Annotated in this window: 17 protein-coding genes; 14 read left to right on the forward strand and 3 right to left on the reverse strand. The window is 66.2% G+C overall.

What is annotated here, in order from left to right; genetic code table 11:
* Positions 1-24 precede the first annotated feature (24 nt).
* The 8 genes from EQZ23_RS10135 to EQZ23_RS10170 all read left to right on the forward strand — a co-directional run bounded on the left by EQZ23_RS10135 (position 25) and on the right by EQZ23_RS10170 (position 9709).
* Positions 25-315 (forward strand): GIY-YIG nuclease family protein, encoded by a 291-nt coding sequence (locus tag EQZ23_RS10135; RefSeq protein WP_128454295.1) that lies wholly within the window; start codon positions 25-27, stop codon positions 313-315.
* A gap of 77 nt (positions 316-392) precedes the next feature.
* On the forward strand, positions 393-1277 hold the full coding sequence (sucD, locus tag EQZ23_RS10140) for a succinate--CoA ligase subunit alpha (RefSeq protein ID WP_055873333.1): 885 nt from the start codon (positions 393-395) through the stop codon (positions 1275-1277).
* Between the two features lie 158 nt (positions 1278-1435).
* Positions 1436-4372 carry a 2-oxoglutarate dehydrogenase E1 component gene (locus EQZ23_RS10145; protein ID WP_128454730.1) on the forward strand — a complete coding sequence of 979 codons (2937 nt, stop codon included), beginning with the start codon at positions 1436-1438 and terminating at the stop codon, positions 4370-4372.
* Between the two features lie 122 nt (positions 4373-4494).
* On the forward strand, positions 4495-5733 hold the full coding sequence (gene odhB / locus EQZ23_RS10150) for a 2-oxoglutarate dehydrogenase complex dihydrolipoyllysine-residue succinyltransferase (protein ID WP_128454296.1): 1239 nt from the start codon (positions 4495-4497) through the stop codon (positions 5731-5733).
* 7 nt (positions 5734-5740) lie between these two features.
* Positions 5741-5977: a DUF433 domain-containing protein gene (locus tag EQZ23_RS10155; RefSeq protein WP_128454297.1), complete on the forward strand. Its 237-nt coding sequence runs from the start codon at positions 5741-5743 to the stop codon at positions 5975-5977.
* Positions 5978-5979: 2 nt separating this feature from the next.
* A complete protein-coding gene (locus EQZ23_RS10160; protein WP_128454298.1) occupies positions 5980-6345 on the forward strand; it encodes a DUF5615 family PIN-like protein in 366 nt (121 codons plus the stop codon).
* Entirely contained in the window at positions 6338-7732 is a 1395-nt protein-coding gene (gene lpdA / locus EQZ23_RS10165) for a dihydrolipoyl dehydrogenase (RefSeq protein WP_128454299.1), read from the forward strand. The genes EQZ23_RS10160 and lpdA overlap by 8 nt, the downstream gene beginning before the upstream one ends.
* A gap of 834 nt (positions 7733-8566) precedes the next feature.
* Positions 8567-9709: a GGDEF domain-containing protein gene (locus EQZ23_RS10170; RefSeq protein WP_128454300.1), complete on the forward strand. Its 1143-nt coding sequence runs from the start codon at positions 8567-8569 to the stop codon at positions 9707-9709.
* A 58-nt stretch (positions 9710-9767) separates the two neighbouring features.
* On the opposite strand, the gene EQZ23_RS10175 is transcribed toward EQZ23_RS10170, so the two are convergent.
* Positions 9768-10334 (reverse strand): hypothetical protein, encoded by a 567-nt coding sequence (locus EQZ23_RS10175; protein ID WP_128454301.1) that lies wholly within the window; start codon positions 10332-10334, stop codon positions 9768-9770.
* 187 nt (positions 10335-10521) lie between these two features.
* Here EQZ23_RS10175 and uvrA point away from each other — a divergent pair, with 187 nt between their 5' ends.
* Genes uvrA through EQZ23_RS10190 form a run of 3 tightly spaced genes read left to right on the forward strand, consistent with a single transcriptional unit; the run spans position 10522 to position 14121 of the window.
* Positions 10522-13422 carry an excinuclease ABC subunit UvrA gene (gene uvrA / locus EQZ23_RS10180; RefSeq protein ID WP_128454302.1) on the forward strand — a complete coding sequence of 967 codons (2901 nt, stop codon included), beginning with the start codon at positions 10522-10524 and terminating at the stop codon, positions 13420-13422.
* On the forward strand, positions 13419-13964 hold the full coding sequence (locus EQZ23_RS10185) for a hypothetical protein (RefSeq protein WP_128454303.1): 546 nt from the start codon (positions 13419-13421) through the stop codon (positions 13962-13964). The genes uvrA and EQZ23_RS10185 overlap by 4 nt, the downstream gene beginning before the upstream one ends.
* Positions 13942-14121 (forward strand): hypothetical protein, encoded by a 180-nt coding sequence (locus EQZ23_RS10190; RefSeq protein ID WP_128454304.1) that lies wholly within the window; start codon positions 13942-13944, stop codon positions 14119-14121. Before EQZ23_RS10185 ends, EQZ23_RS10190 begins: the two co-directional genes overlap by 23 nt.
* Positions 14122-14145: 24 nt before the next feature.
* On the opposite strand, the gene EQZ23_RS10195 is transcribed toward EQZ23_RS10190, so the two are convergent.
* Together EQZ23_RS10195 and EQZ23_RS10200 are read right to left on the reverse strand one after the other, a co-directional pair.
* Positions 14146-14757: a BRCT domain-containing protein gene (locus tag EQZ23_RS10195; protein WP_206364215.1), complete on the reverse strand. Its 612-nt coding sequence runs from the start codon at positions 14755-14757 to the stop codon at positions 14146-14148.
* Positions 14758-14980: 223 nt separating this feature from the next.
* Complete coding sequence (locus EQZ23_RS10200; protein ID WP_128454306.1) at positions 14981-15409, reverse strand: hypothetical protein; 429 nt, start codon at positions 15407-15409, stop codon at positions 14981-14983.
* A 147-nt stretch (positions 15410-15556) separates the two neighbouring features.
* Here EQZ23_RS10200 and EQZ23_RS10205 point away from each other — a divergent pair, with 147 nt between their 5' ends.
* The 3 genes from EQZ23_RS10205 to EQZ23_RS10215 all read left to right on the forward strand — a co-directional run bounded on the left by EQZ23_RS10205 (position 15557) and on the right by EQZ23_RS10215 (position 17307).
* Positions 15557-15889, forward strand: a complete 333-nt coding sequence (locus tag EQZ23_RS10205) for a hypothetical protein (RefSeq protein WP_128454307.1) — start codon at positions 15557-15559, stop codon at positions 15887-15889.
* 469 nt (positions 15890-16358) lie between these two features.
* Complete coding sequence (locus EQZ23_RS10210) at positions 16359-16817, forward strand: DUF3597 domain-containing protein (RefSeq protein WP_128454308.1); 459 nt, start codon at positions 16359-16361, stop codon at positions 16815-16817.
* 76 nt (positions 16818-16893) lie between these two features.
* Entirely contained in the window at positions 16894-17307 is a 414-nt protein-coding gene (locus tag EQZ23_RS10215) for a glycine zipper 2TM domain-containing protein (RefSeq protein WP_206364216.1), read from the forward strand.
* The last annotated feature ends 24 nt before the right edge of the window (positions 17308-17331 follow it).

Here is a 17331-nt window from a genome sequence, read left to right on the forward strand (position 1 = left end):
CGCGGGGAAACAAGGAGGTGGACGGTGAACAAAGCCGGCTACGTCTACATCATGGCGAGCCGGCGAAACGGAACGATTTATCTCGGCGTAACCAGCGACCTAGCCGCACGATCCTATCAGCATCGTAACGGCCTGATCATCGGCTTCACGAAAACGCACCACTGCAAACTTCTGGTTTGGTATGAGGTGCATGACGATCTGGACAACGCGCGGCTGCGCGAACTTCAGATGAAGAAGTGGAGCCGGCAGTGGAAACTGTCCGAGATCGAGAAGATGAACCCCGACTGGAACGACCTGTTCGAGTCATTATTTTAGCAAGCTTGTTCCCCCGCGAAGGCGGGGGCCCAGGCTGGATCCCCGCCTTCGCGGGGATACAACGGAGCGCAACGTAGATGAGCATCCTCGTCGACAAGAACACCAAGGTCATCACGCAGGGCATGACCGGCGAAACCGGCAGCTTCCACACCAAGATGGCGCTGGAATACGGCACGCAGATGGTCGGTGGCGTCACCCCCGGCAAGGGCGGTACGACGCATCTCGACCTCCCCGTCTACAACACCGTCGCCGAAGCCAAGGCGATGACCGGCGCGACCGCGTCGGTGATCTACGTGCCGCCCCCCTTTGCCGCCGACTCGATCCTCGAGGCGATCGACGCGAACATCGAGCTGATCGTCGCGATCACCGAGGGCATTCCGGTGCTCGACATGGTCAAGGTCAAGCGCGCGCTGTCGGGTTCCAAGTCGCGCCTCATCGGCCCGAACTGCCCCGGCGTGCTGACGCCTGGCGAGTGCAAGATCGGCATCATGCCCGGTTCGATCTTCAAGAAGGGCTCGGTCGGCGTTGTCAGCCGTTCAGGCACGCTCACCTATGAGGCGGTCTTCCAGACGTCGAACGCAGGCCTTGGTCAGACGACCGCGGTCGGCATCGGTGGCGATCCGGTCAACGGCACGAACTTCATCGACGTGCTCGAGCTGTTCCTGGCGGACGACGAGACTCAGTCGATCATCATGATCGGCGAAATCGGCGGCGACGCCGAGGAGCAGGCTGCACAGTTCCTGATCGACGAGGCCAAGCGTGGCCGCAAGAAGCCGATGGCCGGCTTCATCGCGGGCCGCACGGCGCCTCCGGGTCGTCGCATGGGCCATGCCGGTGCGATCGTCTCGGGCGGCAAGGGCGATGCAGAGAGCAAGATCGCGGCGATGGAAGCCGCCGGGATCCGCGTTTCGGAAAGCCCCAGCCTGCTCGGCGAGACTCTGCTGAGCGTGTTGAAGGGTTGAGTTACTACCCCTCTCCCCCCGGGGAGAGGGAAGGAGCCGCTCTTGAGCGGCGGAAGGGTGAGGGCACGCAACCGCCCGTGCCCTCACCCTCCCACCCGCAAGTGCGGGCGGGCCCCTCCCTCTCCCCCGTGGGGAGAGGGAATTTGAGGATCGAGACGATGGGCTACGAAGGCCAGGATTTCAGCGATATCGCAGCCGGCGTCAGCCCGGCGTTCGTGGAGACGCTCTACGCGAAGTTCGCGAGCGACCCGTCCTCGGTCGAGGCAGGGTGGCGTGAGTTCTTCGAGGGTCTCGAAGGCTCCGCACAGGGCCCGAGCTGGGAAAGCGCGCGCTGGCCGCTGACCACCACGGACGACCTGACCTCGGCGCTCGATCCGACCCAGATGGAGCCCGCGCCCAAGCCTGCAAAGGGTGGCAAGCCCGCCCCCGCAGCCGCCGCGCCCGCCCCCGTCTCGAAGGACGAGATCGCCAAGGCCGCGGCCGACGCGATCCGCGCGCAGATGCTGATCCGCACCTACCGCGTCCGCGGCCACCTCGCCGCCAATCTCGATCCGCTCGGCCTCTCGAAGCGCGAGATGCCCGAGGATCTGAAGACCGAATATCACGGCTTCTCCGACGCCGACATCGACCGGAAGGTCTATCTCGGCGGCACGATGGGCTTCGAATGGGCGACCATCCGCGAGCTCGTCGACACGCTGCGCAAGAATTACTGCGGCAATGTCGGCCTCGAATACATGCACATCGCCGATGTCGAGGAGCGCCGCTTCCTCCAGGAGCGCATGGAAGGCCAGGACAAGGCGATCGAATTCTCCGTCGACGGCAAGAAGGCGATCCTCACCAAGGTGATCCAAGCCGAGCAGTGGGAGAAGTTCCTCGGCAAGAAATATGTCGGCACGAAGCGCTTCGGCCTCGACGGCGGTGAATCGATGATCCCCGCGCTCGAAAGCGTGATCAAGTACGGCGGCCAGATGGGCGTGCGCGAGATCGTCATCGGCATGGCGCATCGCGGTCGTCTGAACGTGCTCGCCAACGTTATGGCCAAGCCGCTCCGCGTCATCTTCCACGAATTCGCCGGCGGTTCGGCCAACCCCGATGACATCGGTGGTTCGGGCGACGTGAAGTATCACCTCGGCACCAGCACCGACCGCGAGTTCGACGGCCACAAGGTTCACATGAGCCTCGTCGCCAACCCGTCGCATCTCGAAGCCGCCGACCCGGTCGTGCTCGGCAAGACGCGCGCGATCCAGACGCTCAACAACGACCTCAAGGACCATGTTGCTAGCTTGCCCGTGCTGATCCACGGCGACGCCGCGTTTGCGGGGCAGGGGATCGTCTGGGAATGCCTCGGCTTCTCCGGCATCCGCGGCTACAACACCGGCGGGTGCGTCCACTTCATCATCAACAACCAGGTCGGCTTCACGACGTCGCCGCAGTTCGCGCGCTCGTCGCCTTACCCGTCGGACGTCGCCAAGGGCGTCCAGGCGCCGGTCTTCCACGTCAATGGCGACGATCCCGAGGCGGTCACCTTCGCCACCAAGATGGCGATGGAATTCCGCCAGAAGTTCCACCGCGACATCGTCATCGACATGTGGTGCTATCGCCGCTTCGGCCATAACGAGGGCGACGAGCCGTCCTTCACGCAGCCGCTGATGTACGACATCATCCGCAAGCACCCCGGCGTCTCGTCGGTGTACGGCAACCGCCTCGTCAAGGAAGGCGTGATCGACCAGCCCTGGATCGACGAGAATGTGAAGCAGTTCACGCTTCGTCTCGAGGGCGAGTTCGAAGCGGGTTCGTCGTACAAGCCGAACAAGGCCGACTGGTTCGGCGGTCGCTGGACCGGCCTCAGCGCGCCGACCGACGGTGCGTCCGCGCGCCGCAACGTCGAGACGGGCCTCGCCCCCAAGTTGTTCGACTCGCTCGGCCGCACGCTGACGACGATCCCGGACAGCGTGAAGATCCACAAGACGCTCAACCGCGTGATCGATGCCAAGCGCGAGATGTTCAAGTCGGGCAAGGGCTTCGACTGGGCGACCGGCGAGGCGCTTGCCTTCGGCGGGCTTCTGTCCGAGGGATACGGCGTCCGTCTGTCCGGCCAGGATTCGGGCCGCGGCACCTTCTCGCAGCGCCATGCCGTCTGGGTCGACCAGACCGACGAGCACAAATATGTGCCGCTGCAGGAGATCGAGCACGGCAATTTCGAGGTGCTCGACAGCCCCTTGAGCGAATATGGCGTACTCGGTTTCGAGTACGGCTACGCGCTCGCCGACCCGAAGACTTTGGTCCTCTGGGAGGCGCAGTTCGGCGATTTCGTCAACGGCGCGCAGATCATGATCGATCAGTTCATCACGTCCGGCGAGTCGAAGTGGCTCCGCGCCAACGGCCTCGTGATGCTGCTCCCGCACGGGTACGAAGGGCAGGGGCCGGAGCATAGCTCGGCACGTCCCGAGCGTTTCCTCCAGTCCTGCGCGGACGACAATATCCAGGTCGCGAACTGCACCAGCCCGGCGAACTATTTCCACCTGCTCCGCCGGCAGATGCATCGCAACTTCCGCAAGCCCCTGATCGTGATGACCCCCAAGTCGTTGCTGCGCCATAAGCTCGCGGTGTCGTCGGCCGAGGATTTCCAGGGCGACAGCCATTTCCGCCGCCTGCTCTCGGATACCAATCCGGCCGCCGACGTCGATACGAAGCGTCTCGTCCTGTGCACCGGCAAGGTCGCCTACGACCTGATCGAGGCGCGCGATGCGCATGGCGATACGGACACGCAGATCGTCCGCGTCGAGCAGCTCTATCCCTTCCCCGGCAACCCGATCGCCGAGCGCGTCGCCAAGATGCCGAACCTGGAAGAGATCGTCTGGGCGCAGGAAGAGCCGAAGAACAACGGCTACTGGTTCTTCGTCGAGCCGCTGATCGAGGAGGCGCTGGCAACGGTCGATTCACCGGTGAAGCGCGCGCGCTACGCCGGGCGCAACGCCTCGGCCTCGCCCGCGACCGGCCTGATGAAGCGTCACCAGGCCGAGCAGGGCGCACTCGTCGCCGACGCGCTCGGCCACAGCGTCCGCGACGAAATCCGCCGCACCCGCGCATCGTAACACCGCCACCCTCACTGTTCCCCGGCGAAGGCCGGGGCCCAGTTGGGGGAGGCCAGTAGTTAAGAAACGACCTTTCCCACCTGGGCCCCGGCCTTCGCCGGGGAACGATAGGAAGATAGAAAATGGCAACCGAAGTCACCGTCCCCGTCCTGGGTGAATCGATCACCGAAGCCACCCTCGGCGAGTGGCTGAAGCAGCCCGGCGATCCCGTCGCCGTCGACGAGCCCATCGCCAGCCTCGAGACCGACAAGGTCTCGGTCGAGGTGCCCTCGCCGGTCGCCGGCGTCATGGGCCAGCACGCCGTCGCGGTCGGCGACACGGTGCAGGTCGGCGCGATGCTCGCGACGATCGACGCCGGTGACGGCGCGGCGGCTGCCCCCGCCAAGGCCCCCGAGCCCGCTGCGACTGCAACGCCCGCCAAGGACGAGTCCGGCGCAGGGTACGGCGACCAGCCCGGCGCCGGCACCAGCGACTCGCCCGCAGCACTCTCGCCGTCGGTCCGCCGCGCAGTGCTCGAGCACGGCGTCGACCCCGGCACCGTCAAGGGCACCGGCCGCGACGGTCGCATCACCAAGGAAGACGTGACCGCCGCCGCCTCCAGCAAGCCCGCCGCAGCCCCTGCCGCCGCGCCTGCACCGGCAGCCGCCCCCGCCGCCTCGGGCCGCGGCGAAGAGCGCGTTCGCATGACGCGCCTGCGCCAGACGATAGCCAAGCGCCTCAAGGAAGCGCAGAACACCGCCGCGATGCTGACGACGTTCAACGACGTCGACATGACCGCGGTGATCGAGGCGCGCGCCAAGTACAAGGACCTGTTCGAGAAGAAGCACGGCGTTCGCCTCGGCTTCATGGGCTTCTTCGTGAAGGCCGCGACCATGGCGCTGCGCGACATCCCGTCGGTCAACGCGTCGATCGACGGCGACGACATCGTCTATCACGACTATGCCGACATCTCGGTCGCGGTCTCCTCGCCGGGCGGCCTCGTCGTCCCCGTGATCCGCGATGCCGACCAGATGTCGGTCGCGACGATCGAGAAGACGATCGGCGACTTCGGCAAGCGCGCCAAGACCGGCGCGCTCAAGATGGACGAGATGAAGGGCGGCACGTTCACCATCTCGAACGGCGGCGTGTTCGGCTCGCTGATGTCGACCCCGATCATCAACCCGCCCCAGTCGGCGGTGCTCGGCCTCCACCGCATCGAGGAGCGCCCGGTCGTCGTCGACGGCCAGATCGTCATCCGCCCGATGATGTACTTGGCACTCAGTTACGACCACCGCCTGATCGACGGCCGCGAAGCCGTGACGTTCCTCGTCGCGCTGAAAAATGCTATCGAGGATCCGACCCGTATCCTGATCGACCTGTGAGGTAGCGATGAACTGGCGCGACCATATCCATTCGGACCCCAAGGTGCTCGGCGGCAAGCCGGTGATCAAGGGGACGCGGATATCGGTCGAGCTGGTTCTCGAATATTTCGCGGAAGGCGGGACAGTCGAGGACGTGATCGAAGCCTATCCCCACATCAGCGAGGATCAGGTCAAGGCGGCGATCACGTTCGCCCATGATCTGCTGGCGGACGACGCAACGAATGCGCGTCGCTTCGCGGCCTGACGGTGCGAATACTGGCTGATGAGAATGTCCACGCCCGCGTGGTCGCCGGCCTTCAGGATCACGGATACGACGTCGAATGGATAGCGCGGTCGTCGCCGTCTGATCAGGATGAGACCATTCTTCGCCGAGCCGATATCGCCGATTGGATATTGCTGACCTATGATAGCGATTTCGGCGACCTTATATTCAACCAAAGCATGCCCGTTCCCGCGGCCTTGATCTTCAGCCGGCTCGACCGTCTGAATCCCGAGGCCGTCGTGATGCGGGTCATCGCGGCACTGAAGCGACAACCCTTGCTCGGTCATCTCGTCGTCTTGGCGCGCGATGGCGACCGGTACAAATCTTGGATGGACAGAGACAATGGCTGACTATGACTATGACGTCCTCGTAATCGGTGCGGGCCCCGGCGGTTACGTCGCGGCGATCCGCGCCGCGCAGCTCGGCCTGCGCGTCGCCTGCGCCGAAAGCCGCGAGACGCTCGGCGGCACCTGCCTCAACGTCGGCTGCATCCCGTCCAAGGCGCTGCTCCACGCGTCCGAGCTGTACGAGGAGGCCAAGGGCGGTCACATGACCAAGTTCGGCGTCGAGTTCACCGGCGTCACGCTCAACCTCGACCAGATGCACGCCGAGAAGGCCAAGGCCGTCAAGGAACTGACCGGCGGCGTCGAATTCCTGTTCAAGAAGAACAAGGTGACCTGGCTCAAGGGCAAGGCCGCGTTCCAGGACGCGCACACGGTCGACGTCGAGGGCCAGAAGGTCACCGCGAAGAACATCGTCATCGCCACCGGCTCGTCGGTGATGCCGCTTCCCGGCGTTGCGGTCGATCAGAAGACCGTCGTCGACAGCACCGGCGCGCTCGAAATCCCCAAGGTCCCCGAGCACATGGTCGTCATCGGCGGCGGCGTGATCGGTCTCGAACTGGGCAGCGTCTGGCGTCGCCTCGGCGCGAAGGTAACGGTCGTCGAATTCGTCGACCAGATCCTCCCCGGCTTCGACGGCGAAGTCCGCCGCGAGAGCGCCAAGCTCTTCAAGAAGCAGGGCATGGAACTGAAGCTCTCGACGAAGGTCACCGGCGTCACCGTCGATAACGGCGTCGCGACCGTTACCGTCGAGCCCGCCGCTGGCGGCGCGTCCGAGACGATGACCGCCGACGCGGTGCTCGTCTCGATCGGCCGCAAGGCCAATGTCGACGGCCTCAACCTCGAAGCCATCGGCCTCGAGCTCAACAAGCGCGGCCAGATCGAGACCGATCACAGCTTCCGCACCAAGGTCGACGGCGTGTGGGCGATCGGCGACTGCGTTCCCGGCCTGATGCTCGCGCACAAGGCCGAGGACGAGGGCGTCGCGGTCGCGGAGAACATCGCTGGCCAGACGGGGATCATCAACGAGGACGTCATCCCGTCCGTCGTCTACACGATGCCCGAGATCGCCGGCGTTGGCCTCACCGAGGAAGCCGCCAAGGACAAGGGCGAGATCAAGGTCGGCAAGTTCCCGTTCGCCGCGAACAGCCGCGCCAAGACCAACCGCGACACCGACGGCTTCGTGAAGATCATCGCCGACGCCAAGACCGATCGCGTAATCGGCGTCTGGATCGTCTCGAGCCTCGCCGGCACGCTGATCGCCGAAGCCGCCATCGCGATGGAATTCGGCGCGACCAGCGAAGACATCGCCTACACCTGCCACGCGCATCCCACGCATGCCGAGGCGATGAAGGAAGCCGCGATGGCGGTACAGGGCAAGCCCATCCACATCTGAGTACGACCGCGCGAAGGCCGTAGCGCAAGCTACGGCCGAGCAACCGGCGGCCGGACCGGCCGGCGGCGCTCCAGCGCCGTCCGACGACAGGGGCTTTGCCCCTGTCCGGCCAAGCCACGGTTGCGCTGAGTATCGGAGGGCGTCGGTGGTATCCCACCGGCGCCCTTTCTGCGTTCGCGGGGGACGGGGGGCGGGGGACGGGGGACGGGTACGCGGCGTTGAGCCCGTAGCCTGGAGCCCACACCCGTAGCCTGGAACTCGTAGCCCGAAGCCCAAGGTCTAGGGCTGAGGGCGGAGGGCCCAGGGCCCAGGGCCCAGGGCCCAGGGCGGGGGGGGGAGAACGAAGGCGGATATTGGAGCGCGGATGTAACCGCGCTCGCATCCACCGCAATCATCCTCCCACACCCTGTGAGGGACCCTCAACCCCCTCCGTCATCCCGGCGAACGCCGGGACCCATGGATACGGCGGACCCGGCGATACCGTGCTGCCATCACCCGGTCCGCTACCATGGGTCCCGGCGTCCGCCGGGATGACGTGGGGGAGGGGCAGGGGCAGGGGGGGCGCTCTGAAATGGCGCGCGCGATGCGTGACTAGGCGCGCCAACCCCATCCAACCCCAAAGCATACCGCACCCCCTCGTTCTCCCGCGAAGGCGGGAGCCCAGTCTGGGTCCCCGCCTTCGCGGGGAAACATCGAGAGCGATGCGTGCAGCACGCCACACCCGCCTTGCCCCCCCAAATCCACAGCCGCCGAACCAACCCAGCCCCCAAACGGAACCAATCCTTAGCAAAGCCGCACTAAGACGCCGCATAACGAACCAACAAGCAGGTCGCCGTGGCGCTGGATCTCACTACTCTCTACGTCGTCGCGGGCCTCGGCATGCTGGTCGCCGGTTTCGTCCACCTCATCCCCCTTGCCGCCGGCCGGTTCGGCGCATGGGCCGGGCTATGGGGTGCCGGCCAACTGATCGCCGGTTGTGGCGCGCTGATGGCGGTGCTGAACGATCGGATCGGCATCGGCTGGGCGCCCAGCGTCGGCAATCCCGCGGTCATATTCGGCTATGCGCTGATCAGCGGCGCGGTGATGCGGTTCAGCCGCCCCGACGCGCGCCTGATGCCGTTGCTGGCGATCGCGCTGGTCTGCGGGTTGCCCTTGTGGGTCAGCCACGACCCTGCGCATTTCCACCTCCGCGTCGCCTATCTCAGCGTCATCCGCGCGGCGTTCGACCTCGTCGTCGTCGGCGTCGCGATCCGCATGGCGCGACGCGAGACTCTCCAGACCGGCTGGATCGTCGCCGCCTTGTTCGCCGTCACCGTCCCGATGTTCCTCGGCCGCGCATGGCTCGCCTATGCCGACCGGATCGGCACGCGGCTGACGGGGACGCATGACGATCTCGGCACGTGGCTTGCCGCCGGCCAGATCGCCTTCATCATCTTCCGCGCCTTCTCGCTGCTGATCCTCCAGGCGGAGCGCGGCCAGAACGCGCTGCTCGACCAGATGGAGCGCGACTGGCTCACCGGCGCGCTCAACCGGGCCGGCCTCGACCGCGTCGCGCGGACGCTCGCCGGCAGCGGCCGCGTGTCGGTGATGATGATCGACGTCGATCGCTTCAAGGCGCTCAACGACACGCAGGGTCATGCCGCCGGCGACGCCGCGTTGCGCAACCTCGCCGACATCGTCCGCGACGTCCTCGGCACGCAGGGCCATCTCGCCCGCTGGGGCGGCGACGAGTTCGTCTGCCTGCTCCCTGGCATTTCCGTCGAGCAGGCGAGGGCGCTCGGCACCCGCATGGCCAGCGGATTCGCCCAGACGATGAAGCAAGATGTCCCGGCCGGCATCGCCCCCAGCATCAGCGTCGGCATCATCGAGGACGCCGCCACCACGCCGCTCCCCGCGCTCATCGCCCGCGCCGATCAGGCGATGTACGCGGTGAAGGGCGACCGCCGCGCACCGAGGGCGCTGGCGAAGGTCGCCTGACCATCGACCCGGTCGGCGGCCCCCTCGACCGGCGGGGACCGCTCAGTGCGGGGCCGCCTTACACCTTGGGCGGATCGCTCTTCGGCTTGCCGAACCCCGCGAACAGCGTCTCGAGTCCCGACGTGACCGCGCCGAGCACCTTGGCCATCTCCGGCGGCAGGGTCGGCGCGTCGCCGCGCGGCGGCTCGGGCGTCTCGCCGGCATAGGGGTTGGGTTTCTCCACAGCCGGTTCCTCGCCAGCCTTGGGCGGCACCGGCGGTTCGGGCGGCTGCGGTGGTGGCGGGGGCGAAGCCGGGGGAGGGGCCGCGGCCGCAGTCTTCGCCTTCATATCCTGCCGAGAGATCGCGGCCGCCGCCGCCATCAACCCGGCTGCGACCACCTGCCGACCCGCGGGCGTCGCCAATTGCCGCGCGACCGCCGCAGCGATCCCGGCGAACGGCGCAGCGCCGCCATGCTTGTGGTCCGCGTGCTTGTGGTCCCCATGCTTGTGATCCGAATGCTTGTGATCCGAATGCTTGTGATCGTCATGCTTGCGGGCGTCATGCGTGTGGTCGCCGCCTGCGGCCTGCGCCGTCTGTTCGGCCTCGCGTTCGCGCCGCTTTCGCTCGTCCTTCTTCTTGCCCATGCCGGCCTCCAAAGCTGTATTGTATATCCAATACACCATGTAAGTATCGCGCTAACCCACGACAATGCCCCCTTTCGCCGGCCGCCGACGTTACCCATCTCAGCACCCGATCGAATGGCGCCGCGCAGGCGTCGCTGCGCGCGAACACAGCTTGCCGCACACGAACAAATATGGAACACACCGCCTCATGCTGACCAAGATCTCCGTACGCGGCGCGCGTGAACACAACCTCAAGGACGTCGACATCGACATCCCCCGCGACACGCTGACGGTGATCACCGGGCTGTCCGGCTCGGGCAAGTCGAGCCTTGCGTTCGACACCATCTACGCCGAGGGCCAGCGCCGCTACGTCGAGAGCCTCAGCGCCTATGCCCGCCAGTTCCTCGAACTGATGCAAAAGCCCGATGTCGACCACATCGAGGGCCTGTCGCCCGCCATCTCGATCGAGCAGAAGACGACGAGCCGCAACCCGCGCTCGACCGTCGCGACCGTCACCGAGATCTACGATTACATGCGCCTGCTCTGGGCGCGCGTCGGCATCCCGTACTCGCCCGCGACCGGCGAGCCGATCGCCGCGCAGACCGTCAGCCAGATGGTCGACCGAGTCATGGCGCTCCCCGAGGGCACGCGGCTCTATTTGCTCGCCCCCGTAGTCCGCGGCCGCAAGGGCGAGTATCGCAAGGAACTCGCCGAGTGGCAGAAGGCGGGCTTCACGCGCGTCCGCATCGACGGCACGATCCACGACATCGACGAGGCCCCCGCGCTCGACAAGAAGTACAAGCACGACATCGAAGTCGTCGTCGACCGCCTCGTCGTCGGTGGCGAGATCGCCACGCGCCTGGCCGAGAGCTTCGAAACCGCGCTGAAGCTCGCCGAGGGCCTCGCCTATGTCGACCCCGCCGACCCGGTCGAGCCGCACACCCCGAAATCGGAAATCCTCGGCAGCAACGCCCCCGACGGCCGCATCGTGTTCAGCGAGAAGTTCGCCTGCCCGGTCAGCGGCTTCACCATCTCCGAGATCGAGCCCCGCCTCTTCTCGTTCAACGCCCCCCAGGGTGCGTGCCCGGCCTGCGACGGCCTCGGCGAGAAATTGCTGTTCGACGAAGACCTCGTCGTCCCCAACCACATGCTCAGCATCAAGAAGGGCGCAGTCGTCCCCTGGGCGAAATCCAACCCGCCCTCGCCCTATTACATGCAGGTCCTCGGCAGCCTCGCGCGCGAGTACAAGTTCGACATCGAGACGCCCTGGTCCGACCTCCCCGAAGAGGTCCAGCGCGTCATCCTGCACGGCTCGAAGGGCAAGCCCGTCACGCTCACCTTCATCGACGGCAAGAAGAAATACGACGTCTCCAAGCCGTTCGAGGGCGTCATCGGCAACCTCAACCGCCGCCTGCTCCAGACCGAGAGCGCGTGGATGCGCGAGGAGCTTAACAAATACCAGTCCGCCGCCCCGTGCGAGGTCTGCGGCGGCGCGCGCCTGAAACCCGAAGCGCTCGCGGTCAAGATCGCGATGAAGGACATCAGCTACGCCACGCACCTCTCGGTCGTCGACGCGCTCCAGTTCTTCACCGACATGCCGCAGCACTTGGGCGACCAGCAAAACGCGATCGCCGAGCGCATCCTGAAGGAAATCGTCGAGCGCCTCGGCTTCCTCAACAATGTCGGGCTCGACTATCTCAACCTCGACCGCACCTCGGGAACCCTGAGCGGCGGCGAAAGCCAGCGCATCCGCCTCGCGTCGCAGATAGGCAGCGGCCTCTCCGGAGTGCTCTACGTCCTAGACGAGCCCTCGATCGGCCTGCACCAGCGCGACAACGACATGCTCCTCAAGACGCTGCGGCGCTTACGCGATCTCGGCAACACCGTGCTCGTCGTCGAGCATGACGAGGACGCGATCCGCACCGCCGACTATATCATCGACATGGGGCCGGGTGCGGGCGTCCGCGGCGGCCAGGTCGTCGCGCAGGGCACGCTCAAGCAGATCCTGAAGTCGAAGGGCAGCATCACCGCCGACTACCTCAACGGCACGCGCGAAGTGCCGGTCCCGACGACGCGGCGGAAAGGCAACGGCAAGAAGCTCACCGTCCACAACGCCACCGCCAACAACCTGACCGGCGTCACCGCGAGCATCCCGCTAGGCACCTTCACCTGCGTCACCGGCGTCTCGGGGTCGGGCAAGTCGAGCTTCACGATCGACACGCTCTACGCCGCCGCCGCGCGCGAGCTGAACGGCGCGCGCATCGTTCAGGGCAAGCACGACAAGATCACCGGCCTGCAATATCTCGACAAGGTCATCGACATCGACCAGTCGCCGATCGGCCGCACCCCGCGCAGCAACCCCGCCACCTATACCGGCAGCTTCACGCAGATCCGCGACTGGTTCGCCGGGCTGCCGGAGAGCCAGGCGCGCGGCTACAAGCCCGGCCGGTTCAGCTTCAACGTCAAGGGCGGCCGCTGCGAGGCGTGCCAGGGCGACGGCGTGCTCAAGATCGAGATGCACTTCCTCCCCGACGTCTATGTGCAGTGCGACGTCTGCCACGGCGCGCGCTACAATCGCGAGACGCTCGAGGTGAAGTTCAAGGGCCACAGCATCGCCGACGTGCTCGACATGACCGTCGAGGATGCCGCCGAGTTCTTCAAGGCGGTCCCCCCGATCCGCGACAAGATGGCGATGCTGGTCGAGGTGGGTCTGGGCTACGTCAAGGTCGGCCAGCAGGCGACGACGCTCTCGGGCGGCGAGGCGCAACGCGTCAAGCTCGCCAAGGAACTCTCGCGCCGTGCGACCGGCAACACGCTCTACATCCTCGACGAACCCACGACGGGCCTGCATTTCGAGGACGTCCGCAAGTTGTTGGAGGTCCTCCACGCGCTGGTCGAGCAGGGCAACACGGTCGTCGTGATCGAACACAATCTCGACGTGATCAAGACCGCGGACTGGGTGCTGGACCTCGGGCCGGAGGGCGGCGTCAAGGGCGGCGAGATCGTCGCCGAAGGCACGCCGGAGAAGGTGGCGAAGGCCAAGGGTAGCTTTACCGGAAAGTATCTGGCGCCGTTGCTGGAGCCGAAGAAGGTCGCTGCCGCGAAATGAGCATCTGGCGGCCCGAATTCGAGGCCGCCCTGGAGCTGTTCGCGTCGGTTAGCGCGTCGGTCGTGCGTCGGGGCTTTGCCGCACCGGTGCTCGTCGGCGGCGCGGCGGTGGAGCTCTATTCGGGGAGCGCCATCGCGACGGGCGACTTCGACCTCGTGACCGCGCGCCAGGATGTTGTGGAACAGGCGTTGCAGGACCACGGGTTCGTCAAGCCACGCGGACCGGGCAGCTTGACGCGCGGCTGGATCCACCCCGACTTGAAGCTCGGTTTCGAAGTGGTCGGATCGGCGCTGCTCGACGGAAGGGCGGAACAGGCGCGGGTTCGGCTGATCGACGCATCCGCCGGGGACCGGTTCGCGGTGATATCCGTCGAGGATCTGATTGCCGACCGCATGGGGCAATATGCGTCCGGCGCCGCCCCCGACATGCTGGCACAGGCGCAAACTTTGTTCAGGCTTTATCAGGGCCAGGATGATAGTTATCTGGATCGAAGAATTCGCGAAGAAACCTCGAACGACTATGGCATTGACGACATCCTCTAGCCAACGCGCCACCCCGCTCGCCGATTTCGCGCAGGATGTCGCACGTCGGCGTGCGGCCGTCGGCGATATCGTGATGCCACGCAACGCCGGCACGCAGCGGACGGAGAGCAAGTTTGCCTTGCTGACTGCGATCAAGGATGCGGGCGGATTTTGGTAGATATCGTCTGATCCAGCGATGCGATCAGAGGTGCCCAGCCCAATGCTGTTCGGAAACGATGGCAATCGGTATGCCTTGGGAACGCATTTCAGCGGCCTTGAGGATCTTATTACCGAACGAAGAGTGTTTCCACGACTCGGTCGCGTACAACCCGATAACCAACACGTTCGTCTTTTGCGTCAGACTGCCGCATCGCCCACCGCGCTCGCCCACCGCGGCTTCACACGCCTTACGCTGCCCGAAGTTGAACGTCCCCGTGAAGCAGTAGCTGCGGCCATCAAACATCAGCGTCGGGGCAGGGTCGCAGAGCGGCAGTGTCGTTGCCTTCAGGAGTTCGCCCAGTTCGAAATCCCGGCTCGAAAAGGCGTTTAGCGTTGTCAGAAGGTCGCGGCATTCGTCCTCGTCGGCAATGCCGTCGCTCAGTACGGCGTTGATACGATCGTAAAGGACGCGGATGATGGGTTGGTCGCTAAGGTCTGCGCTCGCGGCCAACCATTTCTGCAGGAACTCGACTTCTGATTGGTTGAGACCGCCATCCGCCGCAACGCCCCGTGCAATGCCGATTAACTCATCGATCTGGCGTGAGGAAAGACGGTCATTGCCGGCCGCTGAATAGAATTCGTCGGTCGCCGCCATCATAATCTCCTGAATGGATTGAATACTGGCGTAGCCGCATGTTCAATTGCAAGCGATCCTTCCACAAGCCGCGTAGAAATACTTGCCGTCCTCCACGCCCGCCAGTGCTACACCTAAGGCCCCGCCGCCATCCGCAACGCCGCATTGGTCCGCCCAAGCCAGCCCGGCCCGCGCTGCGTCACCCCGAGACCGGTCCGTTTTGGATACGGTCGCGGGGCGCCAGTCAATAGAAGTGCGCGTATGCCGGCGCGGACTGGTACCAACCCTTGCAACTGCGCCTGCCGTCGGTTCGCCGGTTCTCGAACCGCCACTGTCCAGGCCCGACGCCCGCCACGAGCAGAGTCTTCCCGCGTCGCGCGAGAGTCTGCTGCCCGATCCAGCGCTCGTACGCCGCCTTCCGTGCTTCGGTCGCGCGACGGGCCCGGCTGCAACTGCGTACGCCCGTCCACTGCCCGATCGCGCCACGCAGATCGCCGGTGAAGCGCTCTATCCGGTCGTCCGGCAGGTCGGCTGGGGCCGCGTTGTGCACGAATTCCCTCGCCGGCGCGCTTTCCTGCGCAACAGCTTGCGTCGTCCCCAGGCTCGACAGGCCGATTCCGACCCCCACAATGCCCGCTAGCGCCGCCCTGACGGTCCTTCCCTTGCTCCGCATGATCATCCTCCCGTTTCTGAGGCGTCATGTGTGGCACACGCGTCGGGCAGGCGTTGGCGAGACTGCTCCGTTACGGCGGGATCGCTAACGAAGGAACCGCCCACCGCACCCGCCCGTTGGCGTCGCGCATTCAGAAACGGAAAACCCATGCCCAAATTCGACCACCGCCACCCGCACCAGCCTGACCACAAGCCCAAGCCCAAGACGTTCGGCCGCAACGCGCTCTCGATCGGCGCCGCCGCGATCGGGCTGGGCGGGGCGTTGCTCGCGGTCTTCCTGCGATCGAAGAAGAACCCCGCCGAGCATGCCGCGCCCGATCTCGCGCTCGACAAGCCGCGCCCCGGTGCGGACGATCGCGCGCCCGAGGCCTTCCGTCCCGATCCCACCGCCGTCCCGACCAAGGCCGAGCGCGAGTCGCTGCGCCCCGCCACCGGCCCGGCGCCGTCCTTCGCCGCGGATCGCGGTTCGACGATCGGCTGACGGCGCCCAACGATCCTCCCCCGCCAGGGGGAGGAAGCTGGCTCTTGCCAGACGGAGGGGGAGGGGGCGACTGCCTGCGTTGCGTGTCCTCCCCCTCCGTCACCTTCGGCGCCACCGCCCCCTGGCGGGGGAGGATCAGAAAGTTGCGGGCCGGCTGGGTGTTTCGCGAAGCTGCGGCGCCCTCCACGCAACATTCCCGACCGCTGTCCTGCAGACCCTGATCCGGCATTGCCGATCGGCCCTCTTCGCAAAGCGCGAGAGCACGGATCATGGCAAACGCATCCTATCCAACCGACCCAAACCTTCCCGCCCGGACCCCGCGCGCTGCCCCTCCGCCCGAATGCGCCCCCCCCCGATCCCGCCCAGTCGCAGCGCGCGGACGATCCGCCGCAGCCGGCCGCCGGTCCTGCACCCAAATCCCGAACCGGGCGTTCTCCTGCCGTCACTCTACCAATCGACGGAGACCCCCATGAGTATCTTCAGCAAGATCAAGTCCGCTATCTTCGGTGAGAAGGGTCCGCTCGGCAGCGGTCATTTCGGCACGCCCAAGGCCGATGCCGCGCCGGCCCCCGCGCCCGCCCCCGCGCCCGCACCGCAGACCACCGCCGCGCAGTCTGCGCCAAAGCCTGCCGCACCGACGCCGCAGGCCGCTCCCGCCGCGCCCGCGCAGGCGGTTGACGTCGAGGCGGTCCTCTCGGGGATCGCCGCGAAGAAGGGCTCCGACCTCAACTGGCGCACGTCGATCGTCGACCTGATGAAGCTGCTCGATCTCGATTCGAGCCTCGACAACCGCAAGGAACTCGCCACCGAGCTCGGCTATCCCGGCGCCAAGGACGGCAGCGCGGAGATGAACATCTGGCTGATCAAGGCCGTGATGCGCGAGCTGGAAAAGAACGGCGGCACCGTGCCCGCCAACCTCAAGGATTGACGCCAAGTCGGCGTCGGCAACCAAATGCCGGCGCCGATCATTACGCTTTCAGGACAACTTTCTGAAAGGACACGAAATGCGCGTTGCGATGCTGGGCCTGCTGGCCGCCTCCACTCTGGTCGCCGGTTGCGTCGGCGGCGGAGGCAGCCAATACGGCGTCGACCCGCGCTATCGCTCCTACGATTACAACCGCCCGGACCCTGCCTATGGCAGCTACGATGCGGGTCGCTACTACCGCGACGACCGCCGCTATCGCGAGCGCCGCCTGTCGCGCAACGAGCGTGTCTACCGCGGTAACGACGGTCGCTATTACTGCCGCCGCAACGACGGCACCACCGGCTTGATCGTCGGCGGAGTCGCGGGCGGCGTGCTCGGCAACGTCATCGCACCGGGCGGCTCGGGCTTGCTTGGCACCGTACTCGGTGCAGCCGGCGGTGCGCTTGCCGGCCGTGCGGTCGACCGCTCGAGCAACGAGACCCGTTGCCGCTAAGCCCTTAGACCGGCGTCGAACTAT

The sequence above is a fragment of the Sphingomonas sp. UV9 genome, from assembly GCF_004101245.1.
In the GTDB taxonomy this organism is placed as follows: domain Bacteria; phylum Pseudomonadota; class Alphaproteobacteria; order Sphingomonadales; family Sphingomonadaceae; genus Sphingomonas.